The sequence below is a fragment of the Candidatus Polarisedimenticolia bacterium genome, from assembly GCA_035764505.1.
Lineage (GTDB): Bacteria > Acidobacteriota > Polarisedimenticolia > Gp22-AA2 > AA152 > AA152.
In genome coordinates this window covers 45,287-71,280 of record DASTZC010000215.1, presented here as the reverse complement: position 1 = coordinate 71,280, position 25,994 = coordinate 45,287, and the positions used below count along the sequence as shown (strand labels likewise).

The following is a 25,994-nucleotide window of genomic DNA, read 5'->3' as shown; positions in this document are numbered from 1 at the left end:
GCGCGGCCACATTTTTCCTGTCCTGATCTCAAAGTTCTTGCGTCCGGCGGCGGCTTCATGCTATACACCCGGCAATTACGCTCAATCTCGAAAGACGCACGGCTTTTCAAGGATGACGGGAGAGGGGACCGACAGGAGTCGTCCGCTTCCCGGGCGGCGCACTCTCCTCCCGTATTGACCTCAAACGACCCTGCCCGATCGCAGCGAGGGACTTCATGCCTCTCTTCCGGCCTTCCCGGCTTCGCCCGCTTTCGACTTTCACCTTCCTGCTCGCCGCACTCTGCAGTCTGACACTGGCACCCGCAGCGCCGCCGGCATCCGGGAAAGGGGCGGCGGGGCTCGCTCCCCACGTCCCGGGGGAGCTGCTCGTCAAGTTCACCCGCTCGACGGGGCCCAACGAGCAGGCCACCGTTCGCGCGCAGGTGGCGGCGCAGCGCGTGCGGAGCTTCAAAACGGGAGCGGAGCACTGGAAGCTGGGGAAGGGAGTCAGCGCCGAAGCGGCGCTGCAGAAGCTGCACGGCAACCCGCACCTCCTGTACGCGGAGCCCAACTACCTCGTGGGCATCGACCTGGTCCCCAACGATCCGCGCTACCCGGAGCTGTACGCCATGCACAACACCGGGCAGACGGGAGGCACCCCGGGAGCCGACATCCATGCCGAGTCGGCCTGGAGCGTCAGCACCGGCAGCCGGAGCGTCCTCGTCGCGGTCATCGACACCGGCATCGACTACAACCATCCCGATCTGGCGGCGAACATCTGGACCAATCCGGGCGAAATCGCGGGCAACGGCATCGACGACGATCACAACGGCTTCATCGACGACGTTCACGGCTACGACTTCATCAATAATGATGGCGATCCTTTCGACGACCATTTCCACGGAACGCATTGCTCAGGGACCATCGGCGGGGTCGGCAACAACTCGATCGGCGTGGCGGGGGTGAACTGGCAGGTGAGCCTGATGGCGCTCAAGTTCCTGAGCGCCGGAGGCTCCGGGTCGACCTCCGACGCCGTCCGCGCGGTGGAATATGGCACCCAGATGGGCGTCGACATCACCAGCAACTCATGGGGGGGTGGCGGCTTCTCGCAGACCCTGCTGGATGCCATCAACGCCGCCGGCGCCGCCGACATCCTGTTCGTCGCCGCGGCGGGCAACGCCGCCTCCAACACCGACCTGTTTCCCCAGTATCCCGCCTCCTACAATGCCCGGAGCATCGTCTCCGTCGCGGCCACCGATCACAATGATCACCTGGCCAGCTTCTCCAACTACGGACTGACGACCGTCGACCTGGGAGCGCCCGGCGTCGACATCCTGAGCTCGCTCCCGGGGGCGGCCTACGGACTGTTGAGCGGGACCTCGATGGCGACGCCGCACGTCGCGGGGGCGGCGGCGCTGATCCGGGCCGTGGCGCCCGGGATCGGCGTGGAGGAGCTCAAGGCCACCCTCCTCGCCTCGGTCGACCCGATTCCGGCGCTGACCGGCAGGACCGTCACGGGCGGCCGCCTCAACGCTTTCCGACCGATCGCGACTCCCGATGAGAACGCCCCGGGCGCGATTGTCGACCTGGTCGCGGAATCGCCGACCGGAAGCGGCGTGACGCTGCGCTGGACCGCCACCGGGGACGACGGCGACGTCGGGCAGGCGAGCGGCTACGACGTGCGCTATTCCACCTCGATGATCGACGAGGGCAATTTCGCCTCGGCCACGCGCGTGCCCGGTCCCACTAATCCGGCGGTGGCGGGATCTCCGGAGGAGACTTCCGTCTCGGGGCTGGACTTCGGCACCCTTTACTTCTTCGCCGTGAAGGCCAAGGACGAATTCGGGAACGCCGGGCCGATCTCCAACGTCGCGAGCGCCACGACTCTGGGCCCGCCCGATTTCGAGGTGTCGCCCGATTCGGTGAGCGCAGACCTGTTGACCGGCAGCGCGGCGACGCGCACGGTGACCGTCCGCAATACGGGAGTCAGCGACCTGATCTTCAGGCTTGAAGTGCAGGGGGCGACCGTCGTCTCCTCCTCCTCCCCGGTCGGGGCGGCGGGATCGCCGCTGCCCGAGCCGGCCGCGCCGCTGGACCCCTCGGCCGCCTACAGCCGCGGGCAGGTGGCACGCCGGCGTCCGATCTCCGATCTGGAGGCTCCTTCGCCGGTCATCACCTCCGGGACGGCGCGTCTCGCCATCCTGCGGTCCGGCGGCGATGTCTCCGAGATCCAGGCGCTCCTGCGAACCTTTCCCGATTTCAGCACGGTGGACGTGGTCGACATCCTGTCCTCGGTGCCCAGCCCGGCCGTCCTCGCCGGCTACGACGCCGTCCTGGTGGCGGTGAACAACCCGCCGTCCAACCCCTCGGGGGTTGGAGATGCGCTGGCCGATTACGTCGACGGTGGAGGAGGCGTGGTGATGACGCTCGCTTCCTTCATCCCCGGCTGGGAGGTGACCGGACGGCTGCGATCCGGTGGCTACCTCCCCGTGGTCGGGGTCGGCGGCCCGATCGGCTCCTCGATTCTGGGGAGCTTCGATGCGGCGCATCCGATCATGGAGGGAGTGTCCACGGCGTCGGGCGATCTGCTCGGCGATGTCACCCTGGCGTCGGGGGCGAGCCTGGTGGCGAGCTGGGACAACGGAGAGCCATTCGTCGCGACGAAAGGACTGCACGTGGTGGCGGTCAACGCCTTCTTCGCCGATTCCGGCTTCTGGTCGGGAGACGTGCCGCGCCTGCTGCGCAATGCCGTCCTGTTCAGCCGCAACGCCGTGACCTGGCTGTCGGCCGAGCCGCCATCCGGCGTGGTCCCGCCGGGTGGCAGCGTCGATCTCGCGTTGCGTCTCGACGCCACCGGCATGTTCGGAGGGGACTACGATGCCTCGCTGATCGTCCACACGAACGATCCGGCGGCCCCGCATCCGGTGGTCCTGGCGCACCTGCACGTCACCGGCGCGCCGGACATCAGCCTGTCGCGCGCTTCGCTCGATTTCGGGGAAGCTTTCATCGGGGCGGCGCCTGCGATCGTTCTCGGTGTCATCAACGCCGGAACCGACACGCTGACGATCTCCTCGGTGGGAACCGACAACGCGACCTTCTCGATCCCCGCGGCAGGCTTCAGCCTCGCGCCGCGCGAGCGCCGCAACCTCTCCGTCGAGTTCCGTCCCGTGGCCGCGCGCCCCGAAGCGGGATTCGTCACGCTGGAGAGCAACGACCCGGACACGCCGTCCCTGCGCGTCCCGCTCAGCGGGGTCGGACTGGTGCCGCCGGTCATCGGGGTGACCCCGCACTCTTTTGCCCAGACCTTGTTCACCGGGGGGAGCGCCACGCAGGTACTGACGCTGCAAAACACCGGCGGCAGCAACCTGACCTTCAAGGTGGCCCCCCGGGGCAGTGACATCCTGTCCGCGGCCGTGGTCTCCCCGCCGCCCGCCGCCCTCCCGGCGCCGCCCCATCAGACCGGCGGAATGCCTTCCAGCTATCCCGCCGCCGACGGCAGCTTCCCACAGATGACCGGCCCTTCGATCACCGCCGGGGCCGGCGTGCTGCTAATCCAGGATCTGGCGCCGTGGGGCACCACCGCCAATGAGACGATCCTGGCTCGCAACGCCATCGCCTACGATCGGATCCCGATCGCCCAGCTCCCCCTCACAGACCTCAGCTCCTACCGAATGGTCCTGGTGCCGAGCGATCAGAGCACCTCCTTCTACTCCACGCTCGCCGCGCAGGTGGGCCGGCTGGAGGATTTCGTATCGCATGGAGGCATCCTCGAGTACCACGCCGCAGGCTGGGGCTACGCCGGAGGCAACGCCTCGCTGGTGACGCTGCCGGGCGGGATGCACATCGAGCAGGGCTTCAGCATGACCAATCACGTGCTGCTGTCCTCGCATCCCCTCATGGCAGGAGTGCCCGAGCCCTTCACCGGGAACTATGCGAGCCACGCCTTCTTCAGCGCCATCCCGAGCGGAGCCCTCGAGCTCGCTTCCGATCAGACCGGACACACCAACCTGGTGATTTATCGCTTCGGGCTCGGGGCGGTCATTGCCGGAGGCCAGACTTTCGAGCACGGCTTCGTGAACGGCTATCCGGCGGGGAAGATCCTGGAGAACATGATCCCGTACGCCGCCAGCCGGGTCCCGGCCTGGTTCACCGTGAGCCCGGCCTCGGGGACGGTGCCCCCCGGCGGCACGCTCGAGGTCGTGGTGAGCTTCAACGCCGCGGGTCTCAACGGCGGCATCTACGACGGGTTCGTCGACGTCGAGAGCAACGATCCGCTGGCGCCGCTCACCAGCGTCCCCGCCGCGTTGACCGTCATCGGGGCCGCCGACCTGGAAATCACGGGGGAGCCCTTCTCGGTCCGCTCCACCCAAACCTACAGCACCAGTGGCGCGCGCACGGACCATTCGCTGCCGATCACCGTCCCGCCGAGCGGGGCGGGCAGTATGGTCGTGACCATCAAGGGGGACTACGGCGATTCATCGGAAATGGCCAATGTGAGCGCCGAAGGCACCGCCCTCGGCGCCGTCGGCCCGACGGGGGTCGATTGCACGAACGCGACGCGCACCTTCCCCCTGACCTCCGCGGCGCTCGCGGCCCTCGCCGCCGACGGCACGGTCGGCGTGACGGTCCAGAACTCGGCGAATGTGGACGCCTTCTGCACGGAGAACCAGCACATCGTGGAGCTGCGCTATGGCGGGCCCGCCGATCATCTCGATTTCGGCACGGTGTTCCTGGGAGTGAGCAAGACGCTGAAGCTGCAGATCGCCAATCGCGGCACGGATACGCTGAATCTCTCGATCGCCTCCAGCGGCCCGGAGTTCGCCCCCTCGAGCGGATCTCTGAGCCTGGCTCCCAACCAGACGGCCCTGCTCGGAATCGACTTCACACCTCCTTCCACGGGTGGGTTCAGCCGGGATCTGAGAATCGACAGCAACGATCCCGACCGTTCCTCCGTGACGATCCCATTGACCGGGGCCGGGCTGCCGCCTCCCGTGGCGGCCATCACGCCCGGATCGCTGACCGCCACCCTGCTGACCGGCAGCCGACAGACGCAGAGCCTGTTCCTCACGAACAGCGGCGGCAGTCCGCTCGACTTCTCCAACCTGGTCATCCCGCGCGCTTCGGATGGGGCGGTGTGCCAGGCCGATGTCGCCTACGTGACCGAGTTCACCGGCGGGCGTGTCGTGAAGGTGAGCCTGGCCACCGGGGTCGCCACCAGGATCGCCAGTTTGCTCACGCCCATCGGCGTGGTTTTCGATCGCCAGGGGGATCGTGCCCTGGTCATCGAGCGCGATCCCGGGACCCTGTCGGCGGTCAACGCGCAAACGGGCGCCATCACTCGAATCGCGTCGGGGCTCGTCTTTCCTTTCGGGCTGGCCGTGGATTTCAGCCGCGGCCTCGCGTATACGGGCGAGCTGGACAGCGGCAGGCTCGAATCGATCGATCTGGCGACCGGTGCGGTGCGGGTGGTGGCCACCGGCTTGAGCCGGCCCACCGGCATCGCGTTGAATTCCTCGGGGACCGAAGCCTACGTATTGGAAGCCGACAGCTCGGAGCTGTCGAGGGTCGACGTCGCCACGGGAGTTGTGACGGCGATTGCCGGAGGCATGGGGCGTCCCTACGATGTGACCCTGGACGGCTCGGTCTCGACCGCGTACGTGGCCAATTTCGACGGAACGGTCCTGGCCGTCGACCTGGCGAGCCATGCCGTGAGAACGGTCGCCTCCTCCCTGAACAGCCCGTCCGGCATCGTGCTCGATCCGCTGAACCAGAAAGCATTCTTCCCGAGCTACTACGGGGGACAGCTCCTGGCGCTCGCCCTGCCTGCCGGCACCATCCAGCCGATCGCCACCGGCCTGAGCGGCCCGGTGGGGGTGTCGCTCTCCACTGAGACCGGCTGCTTCGGGGAGTACCTGACGGTGGATCCGCCCTCCGGCTCCGTGCCCGCCGGAGGCTCGCAGGAGCTGCATGCCAACTTCGACCCGGGGACGCTGCTCGGAGGCACTTATCACGCCGACCTGCTGGTTCGCAGCAACGACCCGTTCCATTCCGAGCTCACGGTGCCGACGACGCTGACCGTCATCGGGGTGCCGCGCATCGGAGCCCAGCCCGACTCATTGGCCTTCAGCCCGACCTTCGTGCCCTACCCGCTGACGCTGCCGGTGGTCCTTCGCAACGTCGGGACCGATCTCCTGCACCTGTCGGCAATCTCTGCGACCGGAGATTTCTCCGTCAGCGGCCCGGCAATCCCAACGACGCTTGCTCCCGGCGCCAGCCAGACCTACCAGGTGACGTTCCGCCCGACCGTTCCGGGCCCGCGGACCGGCGAGCTCTCGATCGCCAGCGACGATCCCGACCATGCGGTCCTGGCGGTGCCTCTGAGCGGGACCGGGGTCATTCCCCCGGTGGCCGGCGCGGACCCGGCATCCTTGTCGGCGACGCTGTTCACGGGGGCGCGAACTTCCCGCACCCTCACCTTGTCCAACACGGGAGGCAGTGACCTGGTCTGGACCTCCGATCTCCTCGAGGTAACCGGCAGCAGCGTCACCGTGCATCCGGGTCAGGATTATCCCAAGCTGGCGACGGACCCGCGTCCCGGAATCCGCGGCAGCGGCGGGCCGGACCTATTCGGCTATCGCTGGAAGGATTCCGACGATCCCAGGGGGCCGCGCTTCGATTGGACGGACATACGCGATACGGGGACCATCGTCCCGATTTCCGGCGACGACACGACCAGCTCGCCGATTCCTTTGGGATTCGCGTTTCCCTACTACGGCAACGAGTTCACCTCGGTGCGGGTGTCCACCAACGGCTTCCTGTCGTTCACCAGCGGCAGCGCCTCCTACACCAATCAGCCGCTGCCCAGTACCGGCGCTCCGGAGAACCTCCTCGCGGCCCTCTGGGACGACCTCTATGTGAACTCCCTGGGCAACGTGCGATACGCGAGCGATCCCAGCCGCTTCGTGATCCAGTACACCGGCATCGCCCTCTATGTGGATAGCAGCGCTTCCCTGACCTTCCAGATCATCCTGTATCCCTCGGGGCGCATCACCTATCAGTACTACCGGCTCATCGGCTCGGCCAACAGCTGCACGGTGGGAATCCAGAATGCGACCGGGAGCGACGGCCTGACCGTGGCCTTCAATACGCTTTACCTCCACGATAATCTCGCCGTGGATCTCTCGACTCGGCCGCGCTGGCTCTCGATGACCCCGGAATTCGGCACGATCCCGGCCGGTGGCTCGACGCAGATCACCGCCGATATGGATGCCGCCGGGATGCTGGGAGGGGTCTATCCCGCCGAGATACGCATCCTGAGCAACGATCCAGCCGCTCCGAGTCTGTCCGTGCCGACGACGATGACGGTCATCGGCGTTCCTGACGTGGAGATCACCCCGGCCAACCTCGATTTCGGACAGACTTTCATCGGCTACCCGCGCACTCTGGCCGTGACTCTGAAGAATGCGGGCACCGACGTGCTGCACGTCACCGGCCTTGCCGCCGCCGGCGACTTCTCGGTGTCCGGAATCAGCGTTCCGGCCGCCCTTGCCATCGGCGCGAGCGTCACCCTGAACGTGGAGTTCCACCCTGCGGCGCTGGGGCCGAGGACGGGGAGCTTCACCCTCGAGTCGGACGATCCGGACGAATCGACCGTCGTGATCCCACTGTCGGGTCTCGGCGCCGATCCACCGATTCTGGGCGTGTCGCCGACGTCGCTGAGCTCCACCCTCCTGTCAGGCCAGCGCGAGACGCAGATCCTCAACCTGTCCAACACGGGGGGAAGCGCGCTCGACTACCTCCTGGACATCTCCTGGGCCACGGCCGGATCCATCACCAGTCCCTTCCTGGGACCCGATGCCGGCGATCCCACCACCTCCAACAACGCTCCGCTGCCGTACGTGCCGCAGACCGTGCCCGGAGCCGAAGGGCTGCCGGGCGAGTTCGAGCAGCTCTCGTCCAGCCCCGTGCCTCTGACCTGCGTGGTGGAGGATCCCGCGACCGGCATCCTCTACGCGCAGGAAAACCAGGGGTACCGCTTCTATCGGTACCTCTCCTCCGAGAATGTCTGGGAGCAGCTGGCGACTTCGCCGATCCACTCGCAGAACAACGGCGGAGCGGCGCTGCTGAACGGCAGGATCTACACCGTCTATACAGGTTGGCCCCAGATGGGGGTCTACGACATCGCATCCGACACCTGGATCTTGCGGCCCAGCCCCTTGCGCGATACCGGGAACATCGCTTCCGATGGCAACCTGTCTCTCTATCTAGCCCTTGGGTCGACTCTGCTCCGCTTCGAGCCGCATACCGGGGCGGTCACCGCGCTGGCGCCGCCGCCTTTCTATTTCCAGGCGTTCGGCGGCCTGCGCTATCTGGAAGGCAAGCTTTTCGGTCATGAAGGAAACGGGGGAGCGCACTTCGCACGCTACGACATCGCCAGCAACACCTGGACGCTGATGCCCGCCGCACCGGGAGGCGTGGTCCTGGGCGCCACGATCGATCCTTTCGCGCGGCAGTACTTCGCCTACGGAAGCTACGGAGGCAGAAACTTCTACCGGTTCGATGTGGCGACCGGGAGCTGGAACCTGTTCACCATTCCCTTTTTCCCCGTCGGCGACGGCGGAATGGGCTGGCTCGCCGGGCCCGTGCCCGGCATCTATTTCGTACAGGGAGAGCAAGGAGTCGGATTCGCGCGGTTCCTCACCCCTCCTGCCTTCCTGACGGTGAGTCCTTCCTCGGGCTCCATCCCTCCGGGGGGCGCTCAGGCCATCGAGGCGGGCTTCGATTCCGGCCGTCTCCTGGGAGGCCTGTACACGGCCAAGGTGAGGATCCACACCAACGACCCCGCCCGCGCCGATGCCGAAGTCCCCGCCTCCCTGCGGGTCATCGGCGCGCCCGACATCGACGTCGCTCCCGCAAGCCTGGATTTCCCGCCGACCTTCACGGGCTTCACCAGCACGCTGCCCCTGACGATCCGCAGCCTGGGCACCGACGCCCTCACGATTACGGGCGCCACGACCAGCGGCGAGTTCTCGATATCGCTCGGCACTCCCAGGATCATCCCGATCGGCGGCACGGTGATCGCCGACGTCGTCTTCCACCCCACGGCAGACGGGCCACACACCGGGACGCTGACCCTGACGAGCGACGATCCCGACGAGGGGACGGTGGTCGTGCCGCTGAGCGGCTCGGCGCTGATACCCCCTGTTCTCGAAGTGTCGCCGGCGTCCCTGCATTCGGTGCTTCCCATGGGCGGGACCGAGACTCGCGCCCTGACCCTGCGGAATACCGGCGGCAGTGATCTCAGCTTCGACCTGCAATCCACCGCCGTCAGCGCCTCCGCGACGAGATCGCCTTTCCTCGGACTCTCGGCGACCGGTCCCGGCTCCTCCAGCAATCCGATACCGCCCTTCGCACCCCCCACCGATCCAGCGCAGGTGGACGGAAGGCCGGGCGATTTCGAGAGCCTCGCTCCGAGCCCCTATCCGCTGACCTGCGTCGTGGAGGATCCTGTCTCGCTCAGCCTCTACGGACAGCAGGACGAAGGCACCGGCTTCGGCCGCTACAACGCCGGGACCAACTCCTTCGAGGGGCTCGCCTCATCGCCCATCAATTCGGGAAACAACGGCGGCGCCGCGCTGCTGTCAGGCAAGATCTACACCGTCTACACGGGATCGACGCAGATGGGCATCTACTCCATTGCCGGCAACAGCTGGACGACGCGGGCCAGTCCGGCCGGAAGCGGGACGGGGATCATCGCGAGCGATGGGACGCGCTACCTTTACATTCTCTCCGGCACCACGCTGGTGCGCTTCGAGCCCGCCACCGGCGCCATAACCTTCCTGCGCTCGGCGCCCTTCGTCTTCGAGCGCTGGGGCGGGATGCGCTACTTCAACGGGAGCCTCTACGGGCACCAGGGGAACGGCGGCATCAATTTCGCGGTCTACGACATCGCCGGGAACTCCTGGACCCTGCTTCCGGCGCTGCCTTCGGGGGCGGTCCTCGGGAGCGCCATCGATCCGGTGGGGCGCGAGTACATCACCTACGGCTCCTATTTCCAGCGGAATCTCTACCGCTTCAACCTCGACACCCGCCGCTGGACGGTTAATTCCATCCCGTTCTTCTCCGTGAACGACGGCGGCATGGGATGGCTGCCCGGGCCGGTCCCCGGCATCTATTTCGTTCAAGGGGAGGGGGGAACCGGCATCGCGCGGCTGGTGACCTTCGCTTCGTTCGTGTCCGCCAGTCCCAACCATGGGACGATACCGGCCGGCGCCTCGCTCAACCTGGCGGTCACCTTCGACGCCGGACTGCTGCCCGCCGGGGAGTACCAGGCAAACCTTGCCATCACGAGCAACGACCCCGCGAAGCCCCTGTTCAATGTTCCGGCGAACCTCTCCGTCTTCACCGATTCGGACGGCGACGGTCTGGGAGACCCGTTCGACAACTGCCCGCGCACCTACAACCCGGGCCAGGAGGACGCCGACGCCGATCAGATTGGCGATGTCTGTGACAGCTGCACCGATGTCGACCACGATCGGTCGGGCGATCCAGGCTTCCCGGCCAATACCTGCGATCCCGACAACTGCCCCGCGATCTACAACCCGCTCCAGGAGGATGCCGACGCCGACCAGGTCGGCGACGTCTGCGACATCTGTCCGTCCGACCCGTTCAACGACGCCGACCACGATGGACTGTGCGCCGGCGCGGACAATTGTCCGACGGCCCCGAACCCCAATCAGGCCGATGGCGATGCCGACGGGACAGGGGATGCCTGCGACAACTGCCTGAACATTGCCAATCCCACGCAGGCTGACGTCGATGGAGACCGGGTCGGGGATGCCTGCGATCTCTGTCCGGCGACCGCCGACCCGCTCCAGATCGACAGCGATGCCGACCATCTGGGGAACGTCTGCGACAATTGCCCCTCCAGCTACAACCCGGGCCAGGAGGATTCCGATGCGGACGGCTCGGGCGATGCCTGCCAGCCGGTGCTGACCCTCAACGGCATCCATCAGGACGGCAGCGGCACCATATTCGTGCGCGCCATCGCCTCCGACCCGCAGCGCGATGCCCTCGCCGGCCACGTCGATCTGATTCCGGCGGCCTTCGTGGATCGGACGCTTCCGGACGCGTTCGACGACCCGAACGGCTGCCAGAGCGCCCTGCTGCTGGAAGGGATCCCGGGCAAGGGGATCGGCTTCGGCAACGGCAGCCTGGGCGAGCCGATTCTCTTCGACCTCGATGCGGTGCTCGCCTGCGAAGACGGCGCGATCGACTATGAGATGGCGCCGGGCACCTGCGGCTCCCCGCAAGCCGGCTTCGAGTATTTCCTGCAGCTCAGCGGCTATACGATGCCGCTGGATCTGTGCGTGCGACGCATCGACAATCCATCGGTGCAGTTCGAGCTGAGGGTCATGTCGTACGACCTGCACTCGGCGCACCTGCGCTCGCACACCTCCGCCCTGGCCACCGTTCCCTTCAGCGCCTGGCCGCCGCACAACCTCGATCTCGGAGCGGATCTGGAGGCCGGCGTGCAGTACAACCTCACGGTGGAAGTCAGCGACGGAACGAGCGTCCCGGTCCGACGCACCCTGCCCTTCACCTACCAGGGGGAGTCGCGCCTGACGGTGAACAATCCGCCGGTGGCGAGCGCCACAGCGGCTCCCGGAGTGTGCTCCGGTCCCCAGGGGGGAACGGTCCTGCTGGATGGCTCGGGCGCGAGCGATCCCGATTCCTCGCCCGGGACGGTGGACGACATCCGCTCCTACGAGTGGTACCGGAACTACGGGGCGGCAGGACAGGCTCTGCTGGGAACCGGACGGACGCTCCTTCTGACCCTTCCTGTCGGCAGCCAGACGCTCCAGCTCAAGACGACCGACCAGTCCGGAGAGTGGAGTGTCGTCTCCTTCACTGCGAGCGTAACGGACCCGGTCGTGCCGGCGCTCGTCTGTCCGCCCGACAGGGTCCTCGAATGCTCGTCGCCGGCGGGGAGCCCCACCGCCATGGTGGCCAGCGCTCCCGATGTCTGCAGCGGTGCGGCCTCCATCCACAACAGCCGCGGCGGCGGGGCAGACGCTTCCGGCGTCTATCCGCTGGGCCAGACCACCGTGACCTTCACCGCAACCGATGCCTCCGGAAATGTCGCTACCTGCTCCACGAAGGTGACGGTGCGCGATACCGTCGCGCCGGCTTTCGAGACGGCCGCCACCCCAGTGCTTCTCTGGAGCCCGAACCACCGGATGGTACCGGTGGGCGTGGCGCTGCAGGCCTCGGATCTGTGCACCGCGGCGCCGCCCATCGCGCTCCTCTCGTCGAGCAGCTCCGAGCCGGATGACGCGCCGGGGGACGACGACGGTGAGACGACCGGGGACATCACCGGCACCGAGCCGGGAACCGCCGACACGCAGGTATCGCTGCGTGCCGAGCGGCTGGGCAACGGAACCGGGCGGATCTACTCGCTGGTCTACGAGGCGCGGGACGCCGCCGGAAACGTCACGCGCAACACCGTCAGCGTGGCCGTGCCGCACGATATGGGGAGCGCCGATCCGCTCCAGCTGCGCGTCGATCCCGACGGCGGCTCCGGCAAGGCGCACATCACCTGGGGAGGGGTGCAGGGGGCCTCGGGGTACGACCTGATCCGCGGCGATCTTTCGCGCATCGCCAGGATGCCGAACCTGCTGTCGCTGGGGAGCGTGACGGTGCTCGCCGCCGGGACGACGGCGCTCGATCATCATGAAGCGCCGGCGGCCGACGTCGCGCCTCCGGTGGGTCACGTCTACTTCTACGTGATGCAGGTGCGCGCCACCGACGGCACGCGCGGCGGCTACGGCTCCGACACCGCGCCGCTGCCGCGCGAGCCCGCCTCGTGCACCGGAGGATGTCCATAAGCGGAAGGTCCCGGCCGTCCGGCGGCGGCCGGGATTCCCACCTCTATTTATGAAGGCAGGCCTTCGGTAGCTTTAACCCGCGCAGTTGCGCCAGTTCCAGGAAATTGTATGCAAAGACCTGCCGATCAGATGCTTGGCAGGTGGTGTCTCTACCTGTCTGCATTTCCTCTTGCTGAAAATAGATTTGGCGGTATATAGACATCAACGGCTCTTGCCGGGGGGGAACCAAATCAAGCCTGCAAAGCGCTGAAACAGGGTCGAACTCTCACCAGACAGGGCAGCCTTTTTCAGCGGAATGGCACCGGTCGGTCATGGAATACTCATGTCACCGCGACGATCCAGGCGCTTCCGTGAGCTGTCGACCTTCTCTCTCCTGTTTCTCGCTTTCGGGAGCCTGATCCTCATCCTTGCTTCCCCCTCCCCACCTGGGAAGGGGAACGGCACCCCACCACTCGCTCCCCACGCCCCCGGTGAAATTCTCGTCAAGTTCAACCGCGAGACAGGCCCTTCGGAGAAGGCCAATGTCCGCGCCCAGGTGGCGGGGAGCCGTTTGAGGACCTTCCAGACCGGCGCGGAGCACTGGAAGCTCGGCAAGGGCGTCAGCACGGAAGCGGCGCTGGAGCGGCTGCGCGGGAATCACCACATCCGCTATGCCGAGCCCAACTACTTGGTCCATGTGGACCTCGTCCCTGACGATCCTCGTTACCCGGCGCTCTACGGCCTCCACAACACCGGGCAGACCGGGGGAACGCCCGGCGCCGACATCGACGCTGAATCGGCCTGGAACATCACGACGGGCGATCGGAGGGTCGTCGTGGCCGTCATCGACACCGGCATCGACTACACCCATCCCGATCTGGCGGCGAACATCTGGACGAACCCGGGGGAGATCGCCGGCAACGGCCTCGATGACGACAACAACGGCTACGTCGACGATGTGCACGGCTATGACTTCGCCAACGATGACGGCGATCCCATGGACGACAACTTCCATGGCACCCACGTCGCCGGGACGATCGGAGCGATCGGAGACAACTCTCTGGGAGTGGTTGGGGTGAACTGGCACGTGAGCCTGATGGCCCTCAAGTTCCTGGGCAGCGGAGGCTCGGGTACAGATTCAGACGCGGTCCGCGCGGTGGAATATGCCAAGTCGATGGGCGCCGACGTCCTGAGCAATTCCTGGGGCGGTGGGGGCTTCTCCCAGACGCTGCTTGACGCCATCAACGCGGCGGCGGAGGGCGGAATCCTCTTCGTCGCCGCCGCCGGAAACGACGGTGTCAACACCGACATCCATCCACAATACCCCGCGAGTTATGCCTCGGAAGGCATCATCACGGTGGCGGCCACCGACTCCGAAGATCGTCTCGCTGCCTTCTCCAACTACGGGCCCAGCACCGTGCATCTGGCCGCGCCAGGCGTGGACATCCTGAGCACGCTGCCCGGGGGTAAGTACGGCCTCGCGAGCGGCACCTCGATGGCGACGCCTCACGTGGCGGGAGTCGCGGCGCTCGTCCGGGCGGTGGATCCCGACCTCGGTCTTGCCGATCTCAAAGCAAGGTTGCTCTCCTCGGTCGACCCGATCGCGGCGCTCGCCACGAAGGTCTCGAAGGGTGGCAGGCTGAATGCCCGCCGTCCTCTGGGGACCAAGGACTCCACGGCACCCGGAACGGTCCTGGACCTGCGAACCACTTTATCCACGGGGACCAGCCTGACATTGAACTGGACGGCCACCGGAGACGACGGCGAATCGGGAACCGTGAGCTCCTACGACGTCCGCTACTCGACAGATCCGATCGACACCGCCAATTTCGCCGCTGCCCGGCGCGCATCCGGCCCCTCGAGGCCGGTTCCGCCTGGCTCTCTGGAGCAGGTTGTCGTCGAAGGTCTCGCCTTCGACACGCTGTACTACGTCGCGGTGAAGGCCAGGGATGAATCGGGAAATGTCGGAGCGCTCTCGAACGTAACCAGTGGACGGACGGGGGGACCGCCTGCATTCGAGGTCTCTCAGGATTCAATCAGCAAGGCCCTTGACTCGGAAGGCTCGGCCACCGAGCTCGTGACGGTGCACAACTCAGGGGTCAACGACCTCCGGTTCGACCTGGAGATGACGGGAGCCAAAGTTCCCAGCGCGCCGCAGGGGATTCTTGCCGGCTCCTGGAGCGAGATGGCGGCGCTGGAACCGCCCGCGCCCCCGGCAAGCGGGCCTTACGAGGCGGAACTTGGTCCACCATTGCACGTGCCGACGAGATCCGGGCTGCTCTCCGATTCCTCGGTTGCCTCGGGAACCGTGCGCATCGCCATACTCCAGAGCCAGGTCGATGTTTCGGAAATCCAGGCCAGCCTGAGGCAGTTTCCGGAATTCGGCGTCGTGGACGTGATCGATATCGCGGACGTGGCGCCCAGCCTTGAGAAGCTCTCGCAATACGATGCCGTTCTGGTCGCCATCAATCTGCTCATGTTGGATCCGGAAGGCGTCGGGGACGTGCTGGCGGATTACGTCGACGCGGGCGGTGGGGTCGTCCTGTCGAGCGCCGCTTTCGTGCCCGGATGGGAGGTTACAGGACGGCTGCTATCGGAAGGCTATGTGCCGGTGGTCGGCCGTGGCGGGGTGACCGGACCTTCTGCCCTGAAGGACTGGGACGCGTCGCACCCGATCATGGACGGGGTCGCCACGGCTTCGGCATACCTGGCCGGCATCGCCCTGGCACCCGGGGCGGAATGGATCGCCGGTTGGGCGGACGGGATGCCTTTCGCGGTGGCCAACTCGCATCAGGTCGTGGCGGTCAACGCTTATTTCGGGTCAGGGTACTGGTCGGGAGACATGCCGAGACTCCTGCGCAATGCCCTGCTGTTCAGCCGCAATACCGTCCCCTGGCTGTCCGTGAGGCCGACCACCGGACTCGTACCGCCCGGGGGGAGCCTCGACCTGGCAGTCAGGCTCGATCCCCAGGGTGTCCCGGCGGGAGAGTACGACGCCGAGATCGTGTTTCACACCAATGACCCCTCCCGTCCTCGACCGAAGGTCGCGGTGCACCTGGGCCTGAGCGGCAAGCCGGATCTGACTGCCTCACGGGTCTCGGTTGATTTTGGATCCCTGCTGATCGGACGGTCAGTGCCCAGGGTCGTGACGCTCAGGAACAACGGCACCGAGCGGCTGAATATCCACGCGATCGAGATCGACAATCCGGAATTCAGGGCCCCCGGCGAGGCATTCACGCTCGCGCCGCGCGAGCGGAAGGATCTGTCGATTACATTTCTTCCCGGATCGCCGGGTCCGAGGGCAGCGACGCTTTCAATCCGCAGCGATGATCCGGACACGCCGGAGCTCGCCATTGCGCTTCAAGGGGTCGGCCTGGCCGAGGCCCGGGCTGGAATCTTGCCGCTCTCGGTCTCGCAGACCCTCCTCACGGGGGCGGCAGCCGTACAAAACGTCACGATCCGCAACACCGGCGAGGGCGTCCTCGATTTCGAGGTGTTCCCCCGATCCGACAGCCTTCCGGTCGATGCAACAGGTGACGATGCACAGGCGACGTCGGTCGAGCCTGCCACGCCCGCATCCGCCCGGCCGAGCGTCCTGCTCGTGCAAAGCAGCAATCCATGGAAGACCTTCTCGAACCAAACCGTGCTCGAAAGCAACGGAATCCTCTACGACATGATCCTGGGGGAGCAGCTTGCGACGACGGACCTCGATCGCTATCGGATGGTCCTCGTTGCCAGCGATCAATCCGATGCGTTCTACGACGCGCTCGCCTCCCAGATGGAGCGGTTGAATGACTTCGTGGATCGTGGAGGAACCCTGGAGTTCCATGCCGCGGGATGGGGATATGCATTGGGATCTCCCGCGATCGTCCAGCTTCCGGGAGGCATGGGAATCGAATTTGCGGAAAGCGTCGGGAACTTCGTCCTGGATCCGCTCCATCCGATGCTGGTCGGGATTCCCGGCTTTTTTTCTGGTGTCGACGAGGGACAATCGGTTTTCAGCTCGATCCCTCCAGGGGCGCGGCCGCTCCTCCGGGACGGGAACGGCCGAATAAACCTGGTCGAATACCGCTTCGGATCAGGCATCGTCATCGCGGTGGGCGCCTCTCTCGAGTTCTTCTATGAGCACGACCATCCGGCCCGCGGGCTGCTCGCCAACATAATCCGCTATGCCGAGGGCCGCGCGCCGAATTGGCTGGACACGGCCCCGCGCTCAGGGTCGATTCCGCCGGGCGGGGCGGAGAATGTGCAGGTTCGCTTCGACGCCTCGGGCGCGAGGGCCGGGACCTATCCAGGGGTGGTGGAGATCCGGACCAACGATCCCGTCGCCCCCGTAACTGCGGTGCCGGCGGTCATGACGGTGAGCGACGGGCCGGATCTGGACATTTTCGGGGAGCTTTTGGAGCTCCAGTCCAAGAAGACCTTCTTCGACGCGGGGGCCGTGACCACCCACTCGTTCCCGGTTCCGGTGCATCCGAACGGGGAGGGCAGGCTCTTCGTCACGGTCGAGGGAGACTTCGGCTACCTGCCCGAAGAGGCGAGCGTCTTCGCCGAGGGGACGCTGCTCGGCACGGTGGGCCCGACCGGCAGGGACTGCGCCGCCGACGGCACGCGAACCTTCCGGCTCGACCCCGATTTCCTGGCCGCGCTGGCGGCGGATGGGAACATCGAGGTCGAAATAAGAAACGCTCCGTCCGTCGGCGTTTGCTTTGAGAACTCCCACACCGCAAGGCTGCAGTTCGGGGGCGAGCGGGATCCGGCCGATCGGCTCGACTTCCACGACGTCATCGTTGGCGCCCGCAGGACGCTCGGCCTGACCGTCAAGAACCGCGGTACCGAGCCGTTGCAGGTCTTTTCGATAGCCTCCACCGGCGCGGAGTTCTTGTCTTCGTCGAGCTCTCTGGAGCTGGCGCCGGGCGCGTCAGCCCCGGTGCGGATCACTTTCAACCCGCAGAACGAGGGGGGATTCGCGGCGGTCTTAAGGTTTTCCAGCAACGATCCGGACGAGCCGCTCGTGGAGATCCCGCTTTCCGGCCAAGGCGTTCCTGCTCCGGTAGCCGGCATCCGCCCCGAGGCGCTGGGAGCCGTGCTCCGATCGGGAGAGGAAGAGACCCAGAGCCTGCTGCTCTCGAACACCGGAAGAGGTCGCCTCGATTACTCTACGGTCGTGGTTCCGCGGACTTCCGACGGGGCGCCGTGCGATGCGGAATTCGCCTACATCACCGAATTCGTAGCCGGGAACCTGAGGACGATCGATCTGGGCACGGGCGACTTGGTGACGCTGGCGGGCGGGCTCAACACGCCGATAGGCGTCGTCTTCGACCGCGCCGCCCACAGGCTCCTCGTCGTGAGCCACGATAGCGGATCCCTTTCCGCCATCGACGCCTCCTCAGGTGCCATCACCCTCATCGCCACCGGACTGCGGCAGCCGTACGGCCTCGCCCTGGATGCTGCCCGAGGCGTGGCGTACATCGGCGAGTTCAATAGCCATCGGCTGATGGCCGTCGACTTGGCCGACGGGACAATCCACCCCGTGGCGACGGACCTTCCTGCGCCCACGGGGGTCGCCCTGAACCGGCTGGGGACTGCAGCATATATGACCGGAATCAGCGCGGGGATCGGCTCCGGGAAGCTTTCCAGGATTGATCTTTTCACAGGAATGGTCACGACCATTGCCGAGAACTTCGGACTTGCCTACGACGTGGCCCTCAGTCCGGATGAGACGACGGCGTACGTCATGGACTTCCAGAGTGGGCTCTACCGGGTGGACCTGGCTACCCGCGCCGTGAGTCGCGTCGGCCCCGGCTTTCGCTACGGAGCTTCGGTGGTCCTGGATCCCCTGGGAGAAAAGGCCTTCGTGACGCAATATCTCTCCAATCTGCTTTCCTTGGATTTGGCGACGGGGGCCGTGCACCACCTGGCCACCGGACTGGACCAACCGCTCGGCATCGCGCTGGAAGTGGAATCGGGTTGTGGCCGTTTTTTGAGGCTCGAGCCGACTTCAGGATCCGTAGGCCCCGGCAGCGAGCAGCCGATTCAAGCTCGCTTCGGCACGCAAGGCCTCCCGGAGGGAACCTATCGTGCCGACCTCGTGGTGAAGAGCAACGATCCTTTTCACCAGAACCTCCTTGTTCCGGCGACGCTCGAGGTCGCAGGGGTTCCGCGGATTGAAGTTTCCCCCCCTTCCCTCGACTTCGGGCCCACGTACGTCCCGTATACGGGCCATCTTCCTTTGAGCGTGCGCAACGCGGGAAGTGGAACGCTCCGCATCGACGCCCTGACCTCCGAGGGGGATTTCTCGACCAGCGGTCTGTCGCTTCCCCTGGAGCTTCCAAGCGGCGCTTCCCGGCCCTTCGACATCGCGTTCCGTCCGACCCTCACCGGGACGCGCTCCGGATCCCTCACGATCGCCAGCAATGATTCAGAGCATCCGGCGATGATCGTTCCGCTGATCGGCGTCGGCATGGACCCACCGATGGCGCGGGTGACTCCGAGTTCCCTGGAAGCGTCAGTTCCGGCCGGCACCGCCGCCTCACAGATTCTGACCGTGACAAACCCCGGGGCCAGCGATCTTCTCTGGTCCTCGAGCTTCGCCGTGGCGGGGGGTAACGTCGCCTCCCACGTCTCGCAGGAATTCGGCAAAGACGAGGCCGACACCCGGGCTGGAATCCTGGGCGCCGGAGGTCCCGATGGATTCGGTTATCGCTGGAGCGACTCCGACGCACGGTTCGGGCCGGCCTTTTCCTGGACCGACATCCGGGATTCCGGCACGCCCATTCCCATCCTCGGCGATGATCAGCTCAGTGAGCCTATCCCGCTCGGCTTCTCGTTCCCGTTCTATGGAAACTCCTTTGAGTCGGTCAGAGTATCCACCAACGGCTTCCTCACCTTCTCGAGCACGGGATCGGCGCCTACCAACCAGCCCCTTCCGACTCCGGGCGCTCCCCGCAATCTTCTGGCGGGTCTCTGGGACGATCTCGTCCTGGCTTCGCCGGGAAGGGTCAGGTACCTGAACGACGCCGGACGCTTCGTGGTCCAGTACACCGAAGCAAGCCTTCTGAGAGCTTCCACGTCGCTCACGTTCCAGATCATTCTCTATCCGGACGGGCGCGTCCTTTATCAGTACCTGAGCCTGAGCGGTCCCCTCAATGGCTGCACGGTGGGAATCCAGAACCCGGCAGGGGACGACGGCCTGACGGTGGCTTTCAATGCCCCCTACCTTCACGATGGTCTGGCGCTCGAATTCCTGCGGGGATCAATTCCGTGGGTGTCGCTGGTCCCCTCATCGGGCATCGTCCCGGCGGGGAGCTCGGTCCCTGTACGCGCCGATTTAGACGCGTCGCGTCTCACGGCCGGTGAGTACCGGGGAGAGATCCGTGTATTGAGCAACGATCCGGCGCTGCCGCTTCTCACCGTCCCCGCGCTCATGGCCGTCACCGGCGTCCCGGCGGTCGAGCTCGATCGTTCCACCCTCGATTTCGGCACCACCTTTCTTGGATATCCAAAGACGTTGCCGGTGAAAGTCAGCAACACTGGCACGGCTCGGCTGCAGATCGGGTTCGAGATTGACGGAGACTTCACCATCTCGCACGCCGGGCTGGGGACGCCGGATGCACTGGAGCCGGAAGGCAGTCTCGTAGTCAACGTGGTTTTCGACCCTACTGAAACGGGGACCAGAACCGGTACTCTCATGGTCCAGTCCGACGATCCTGACGAGCCGTCCATTGCCATCCCTGTGGCAGGCCTCGCGTCCTTGCCTCCGGTGCTGGCCGTCTCCCCCGCGTCCTTGAGCGCAGCGCTTCCCTCAGCGCGGCGCGAAACCAGGCGCCTTACTCTGGAGAACACGGGAGACAGCGACCTGCACGTTCAGCTGCAGGTTGTCGTCTCGCCGGAACCGCCAGCCCACCAGGCGGCGGCATCTACTTCCGAAGCGCAGACAGCTCTTGTCATCCCCGGCTCTTCGGATGCTTCCACGGGTGAGCTCTCGCTTGGTGAATTCGAGCCCCTCCCGTCCAGCCCGAAGCCTCTGACTTGCGTCACCGAGGATGCGGATCGGCTCACCCTGTACGGCCAGGAGGACGAAGGAAATGAGTTCTACCGATACGACGCCGCCTCGGGGGCATGGCAGGCGCTGGCGCCTTCGCCCATTGCAGCGCGAAATAACGGGGGGGCGGCCCTCCTGGGAGGGAAGATTTACACCGTTTACACGGGGAACTCGGAAATGGGCATCTACACCATCGCCACTGACAGCTGGTCGAAGCGTAGCAGTCCCGTCAGCGCGGGGACCGGAGTCATAGCCAGTGACGGGGTTCGCTATCTCTATCTCGCGCTGGGCACCGCGCTTTTCCGCTTCGAGCCGGATACGGGAGCCGTGCTTTCCCTTAGGGCCGCTCCCTTCACGTTCGGCCGATGGGGGGGATTACGTTATTTCGACGGGCGCCTCTACGGGCAACAGGGCAATGGAGGGACCGGCTTTGGCGTGTATATGGTTGCAAGCAATACCTGGCGGAAGCTTCCATTACTCCCCGCCACAGCGGTCCTCGGCAGTGCCATCGATCCGATCGGCCGACTGTACTGCGCCTATGGGCCAGATTCAGGGAACAGCCTGTACATCTTCGACATCGACCAAGGGTTCTGGCGTACCGTTTCCATCCCCTGGTTCAACGTTGGAGATGGTGCATTGAGCTGGCTTCCGGGGCCGTCGGCCGGCATCTATTTCATTCAGGGAGATCTGGGGACTGGAATGGGCCGATGGTCGACCCGCCCCTTATTTGTTGCCGTCTCCCCCCGGCAGGCGACGATTCCTCCGGGAGGTTCGCTGGAGGTCGAGGTCGGCTTCGACTCGACCGGCCTCCCGGTCGGGACGCGTGCGCTCAGCCTGGCGATCGAGAGTGATGATCCATTGCGGCCCAGGGTGATCGTGCCGGCATCGCTCGAGGTCTACTCCGACTACGACGAGGATGACGTCCGGGACAGTGCCGACAACTGTCAGTTCAACTACAACCCGGGCCAGGAGGATGCCGACGTAGACGGTCTCGGCGACCTATGCGATCTCTGTACCGACATCGATCAAGACCTTTATGGTGATCCGGGATTCTCCGGCAATGTCTGCTCTCTCGACAATTGCCCGGCTCTTTACAACCCTGCGCAGGAAGATGGAGACGCGGATGGATTGGGGGACCCATGCGATGCCTGCCCGCAAGATCCTGAAAACGATCAGGACCTGGACGGTCTCTGCGCGCTGGCGGACAACTGCCCCTCGGTAGGCAACGCCGACCAGCAGGACGACGATGGCGATGGGGCCGGCGACGCCTGCGACAACTGTCAGGGGTTGGCCAACCCAGGACAATCGGACGGTGATGCGGACGGAATCGGTGATGCTTGCGATCTCTGCGCGGCCACCGCCGACCCGTTGCAGGAGGATACCGATTCCGATGGTCTAGGGAACGCCTGCGACAACTGTCCGTCAACGTCGAATCCCGGCCAGGAGGATTTCAACAGCGACGGCTCTGGCGATGCCTGTCAACCCACGCTGGTCCTCGGCGGCGTGCGCCAGAACGGCGATGGCACTCTTTGGGTGCGCGCGACGGCCGGCGATCCGCAGGGAGACCCGCTGTCCGGGCACATCGATGTAGTGCCTGCCAGCTTCGTCGACGAGGCGGTTCCCGACGTCTTCATCGACCCTGAAGGGTGCCGAAAAGCGCTGCTTCCCGACGGCGTGGCGGGGGAGGGCATCGGCTATGGAAACATCAGCTTTGGGGAGCCGATCCTTTTTGATCTCGATCCGGCGCTCGGCTGCTCCGATGCGCTGAGCGATTTCGAGATAGCTCCCGGGACCTGCTCGGACCCAGTCGGGCCATTCGATGCGATGTTGCGGATTGCCGGTCTTCCGCTGCCGCTCGATTTCTGTATCCGGCGCGTCGACAACCCGGCCGTCCGTTTCGAGTTCATGCTAACGGGCTTTGACGAGTATTCGGCTCATGTGCGCTCACGCACTGGCGGCCACACGGTCCTGCCGTTCGACTCGTGGCCTTCGCCTCCCATGGAACTGGGCGCGGCGCTCGAGACGGGCGCCTTGTACCACTTGACCCTCGAAATTTCCGACGGCGCGACGGTGCCGGTCTCGGCGATGATTCCGTTTGTCTACCAGGGAGAGACGCGCGTGGCCTTCAGTGCACCTCCCACGGCGCGAGCCCTTGCCGCACCCCGTGTCGAATGCGAGGGTCCGCAGGGAGCCTCGGTCCTGCTCGATGGCTCGGGCTCGAGTGATTCCGGCGGGTCGGCCGGGGAGGGTATTGTTTCCTACGAGTGGTACCGCGGCTATGGGAGCGGCGGTCAGGTCTTGCTAGGTACCGGAGCTTCCTTGCAGGTCACGCTTCCGTTGGGAACCCATGATTTGCAACTCAAGGTCACGGACGAAGCCGGGGAGTCGGATGTTGCCTCCCTGTCCGTGACGGTCGAGGATACGACCCCGCCGGTTCTTGCCTGTCCGAGCACGAGTCCGCACGAATGCTCCTCTCCCGCCGGGGCCGTCGTTTCCCTGATGGCGACCGTAGCCGATGCGTGTGATGCCGGCGTTGTCGTCCGGAACAGCAGGGGAGGTGGTGTTGACGCGAGCGGCACCTTCCCCATCGGCGAAAGCGCGCTGACGTTCGAAGCGACCGACAGCTCCGGGAACGTCGCCACTTGCGTCGCTGCCGTCACGGTTCGCGATACGGTGGCGCCCAGGCTCGAAGGCGCGGCCAGCCCTTCGGTGCTCTGGAAACCTGATCACCGAATGGTCCCGGTGAGCTTGGCCCTGCAGTCCTCTGATGCCTGTACTGCGGCGCCTGCGATAACCCTGCTCTCTGCGAGCAGCTCCGAGCCGGACGATGCGCCGGGAGGCAGCGACGGAAACACCACGGGGGACATCTCAGGAGCCGACCTGGGGACTCCTGACCGGGAAGTCCAGCTGCGCGCCGAGCGCTCGGCTTCCGGCCCCGGCCGCACCTATACGCTCGTTTACGAAGCCGTCGACGCAGCGGGGAATCGCACCCGGAAGACCGTCATCGTCACCGTGCCGCACCATCTCACCAATTAGCTCCAGCCGGCCTCTGAACCCGCTGATATTCCTAGCTCTCCCAATAGGGCGGCGGTTTCCGGCGATCGAGAGTATGATCCCGGCCGCTCCCGCTCCGCGTACCGGATGCGACCCATCATCGGGTGCCATCTCATAATGAGGAGGCTGCGTTGCGTCGGCTCTTGATGGTCTTCTGTGTCGTGACACTCGTTGGAAGCGTCCTGGCGGCTTCGAAGCCGCCGGCCGCTTCGTTCAGCGTCGTCGAAGCCGGCATCCCGGAGATGCAGGCGGCTTTGGAGGCCAACCGCGTCACGTCCCGGCAGCTCGTGCAGCAATATCTGGTGCGGATCGCGACCTACGAGGACAAGCTGCATGCCGCCATCACGATCAATCCGAAGGCGCTGGAGGAGGCCGACGCGCGGGACCGGGAGCGTAAGGAGAAGCATCTGCGCGGACCGCTGCACGGCATTCCGATTGCCATAAAAGACAACATCCAGACCACCGATCTGCCCACCACCGGTGGCGCGCTGGCCTTCGATGGATTCGTGCCGCCTTATGAAGCGACTCTCGTGAAGAACCTGCGTGAGGCGGGTGCGATCATCCTGGCCAAGACGCAGATGACGGAGCTGGCCAATTTCGTCGCGAGCGGCATGCCCGGCAACTACAACGCCGTGAGCGGCTACGGCATGAACCCCTATGACCCGCGCAGGGACCCGCGGGAGGCGACGGCGGACGGGCGCCCCATTCTCACCGTGGCCGGCTCGAGCTCGGGCATCGGTACCACGGCGAATCTCTGGGCCGCCAGCGTCGGCACGGAAACTTCCGGGTCGATCCTCACACCTTCCAGCTACACGATGCTCGTGGGCATCAAGCCGACGGTTGGCCGCATCAGCCGCTACGGCGTCATTCCCATCACGGCCGATCAGGACACGGCCGGGCCGATGGCGAAGACCGTGACCGACGCTGCCATTCTTCTCGGCGTCCTGGAGGGGAAGAGTCCCGATCCCCAGGATCCCGTGGATACGGCGTGCGGGCGCCCGGGTGATTACAGGCGTTTCCTGAACCGGGCCGGCTTGAAGGGGGCGCGCATCGGCATCCCCCGGGCCTTCTTCTATAACAAGGTTGCCATTCCCGGGGAGAAGGAGCCCGACGGAGGGCTCAACCCCGATCAGGCGAAGCTGATGGACGAAGCCATCGCCGTCCTGAAGCGGGAAGGGGCGGTCATCATCGACCCGGCCGACCTGCCGAGCATCCTGGCCCCCGAGGCGGGCGACAATCTCCTGAAGTGGGGTCCGTGCGGCGGGTACGACGAGGCGAAGGGGAAGGATGCCGATTGCTCCGTCGTCCTCAAGTACGGCATGAAGCGGGATTTCAACAAGTGGCTGGCCTCTCTCGGAGCGGCGGCCCCCGTGAAGACGCTGACCGAGCTGCGGCTGTGGAACGTGGCGCACCAGAGGGGCGGCGCCATCAAGTACGGGCAGGCGCAGCTCGACATCTCCGACGAGATGAACGTGGAAACCGATCGGCCGCGTTACGAGGCCGACCTGGCGAAAAACCTGCGGCTCACCGCCAAGGAAGGAATCGACAGCGTGATGGACCGGGAGAAGCTGGATGCGCTCCTCTTCCCGTCCTCGAGCGGCTGCTGGGTATCGGCGATGCCGGGCTACCCGACGGTGATCGTTCCGCTGGGGTTCGTTCCCAATGCGCCAACGCCTCCCTTCCCCGCGGGCGTGGAAGCGAAGCCGTCACCCTATGGAGTCAGCTTCGCCGGGAAGGCCTGCAGCGAGCCGCGTCTCATCGAGCTGGCCTATGCCTTCGAGCAGGCCACGAAACGGCGCGTCCCGCCTCCTTTCGCTCCGTAGTCTCGTGGCCGTGCAAGCCGTAGCCGCCGGACACCTCCCGCGCGCCCGCGGGGCGCATCTGCTCTGCATAAACTCCTTGACAGCCTGCGGGTCACGTCGTATAAGTCATTTAGATTCATGGAGTCACCTAAAGTCATCGTCACGAAAGTCGGGGGCATGCTCGCCCGAACGATTTGCCGGGGATTCGGCCTTACGCTCCTGCTCTGTCTGGTGGGTAGCCCAGATCCG

General features: G+C 65.8%; 3 protein-coding genes. All 3 read left to right on the top strand.

The window, feature by feature from the left end:
- The first annotated feature begins 215 nt into the window (after window positions 1–215).
- The 3 genes from VFW45_14280 to VFW45_14270 all read left to right on the top strand — a co-directional run bounded on the left by VFW45_14280 (window position 216) and on the right by VFW45_14270 (window position 25,766).
- On the top strand, window positions 216–12,866 hold the full coding sequence (locus VFW45_14280) for a choice-of-anchor D domain-containing protein (protein ID HEU5181952.1): 12,651 nt from the start codon (window positions 216–218) through the stop codon (window positions 12,864–12,866).
- A 322-nt stretch (window positions 12,867–13,188) separates the two neighbouring features.
- Entirely contained in the window at window positions 13,189–23,925 is a 10,737-nt protein-coding gene (locus VFW45_14275) for a choice-of-anchor D domain-containing protein (GenBank protein ID HEU5181951.1), read from the top strand.
- 149 nt (window positions 23,926–24,074) lie between these two features.
- Window positions 24,075–25,766: an amidase family protein gene (locus tag VFW45_14270; protein HEU5181950.1), complete on the top strand. Its 1,692-nt coding sequence runs from the start codon at window positions 24,075–24,077 to the stop codon at window positions 25,764–25,766.
- Window positions 25,767–25,994 lie beyond the last annotated feature (228 nt).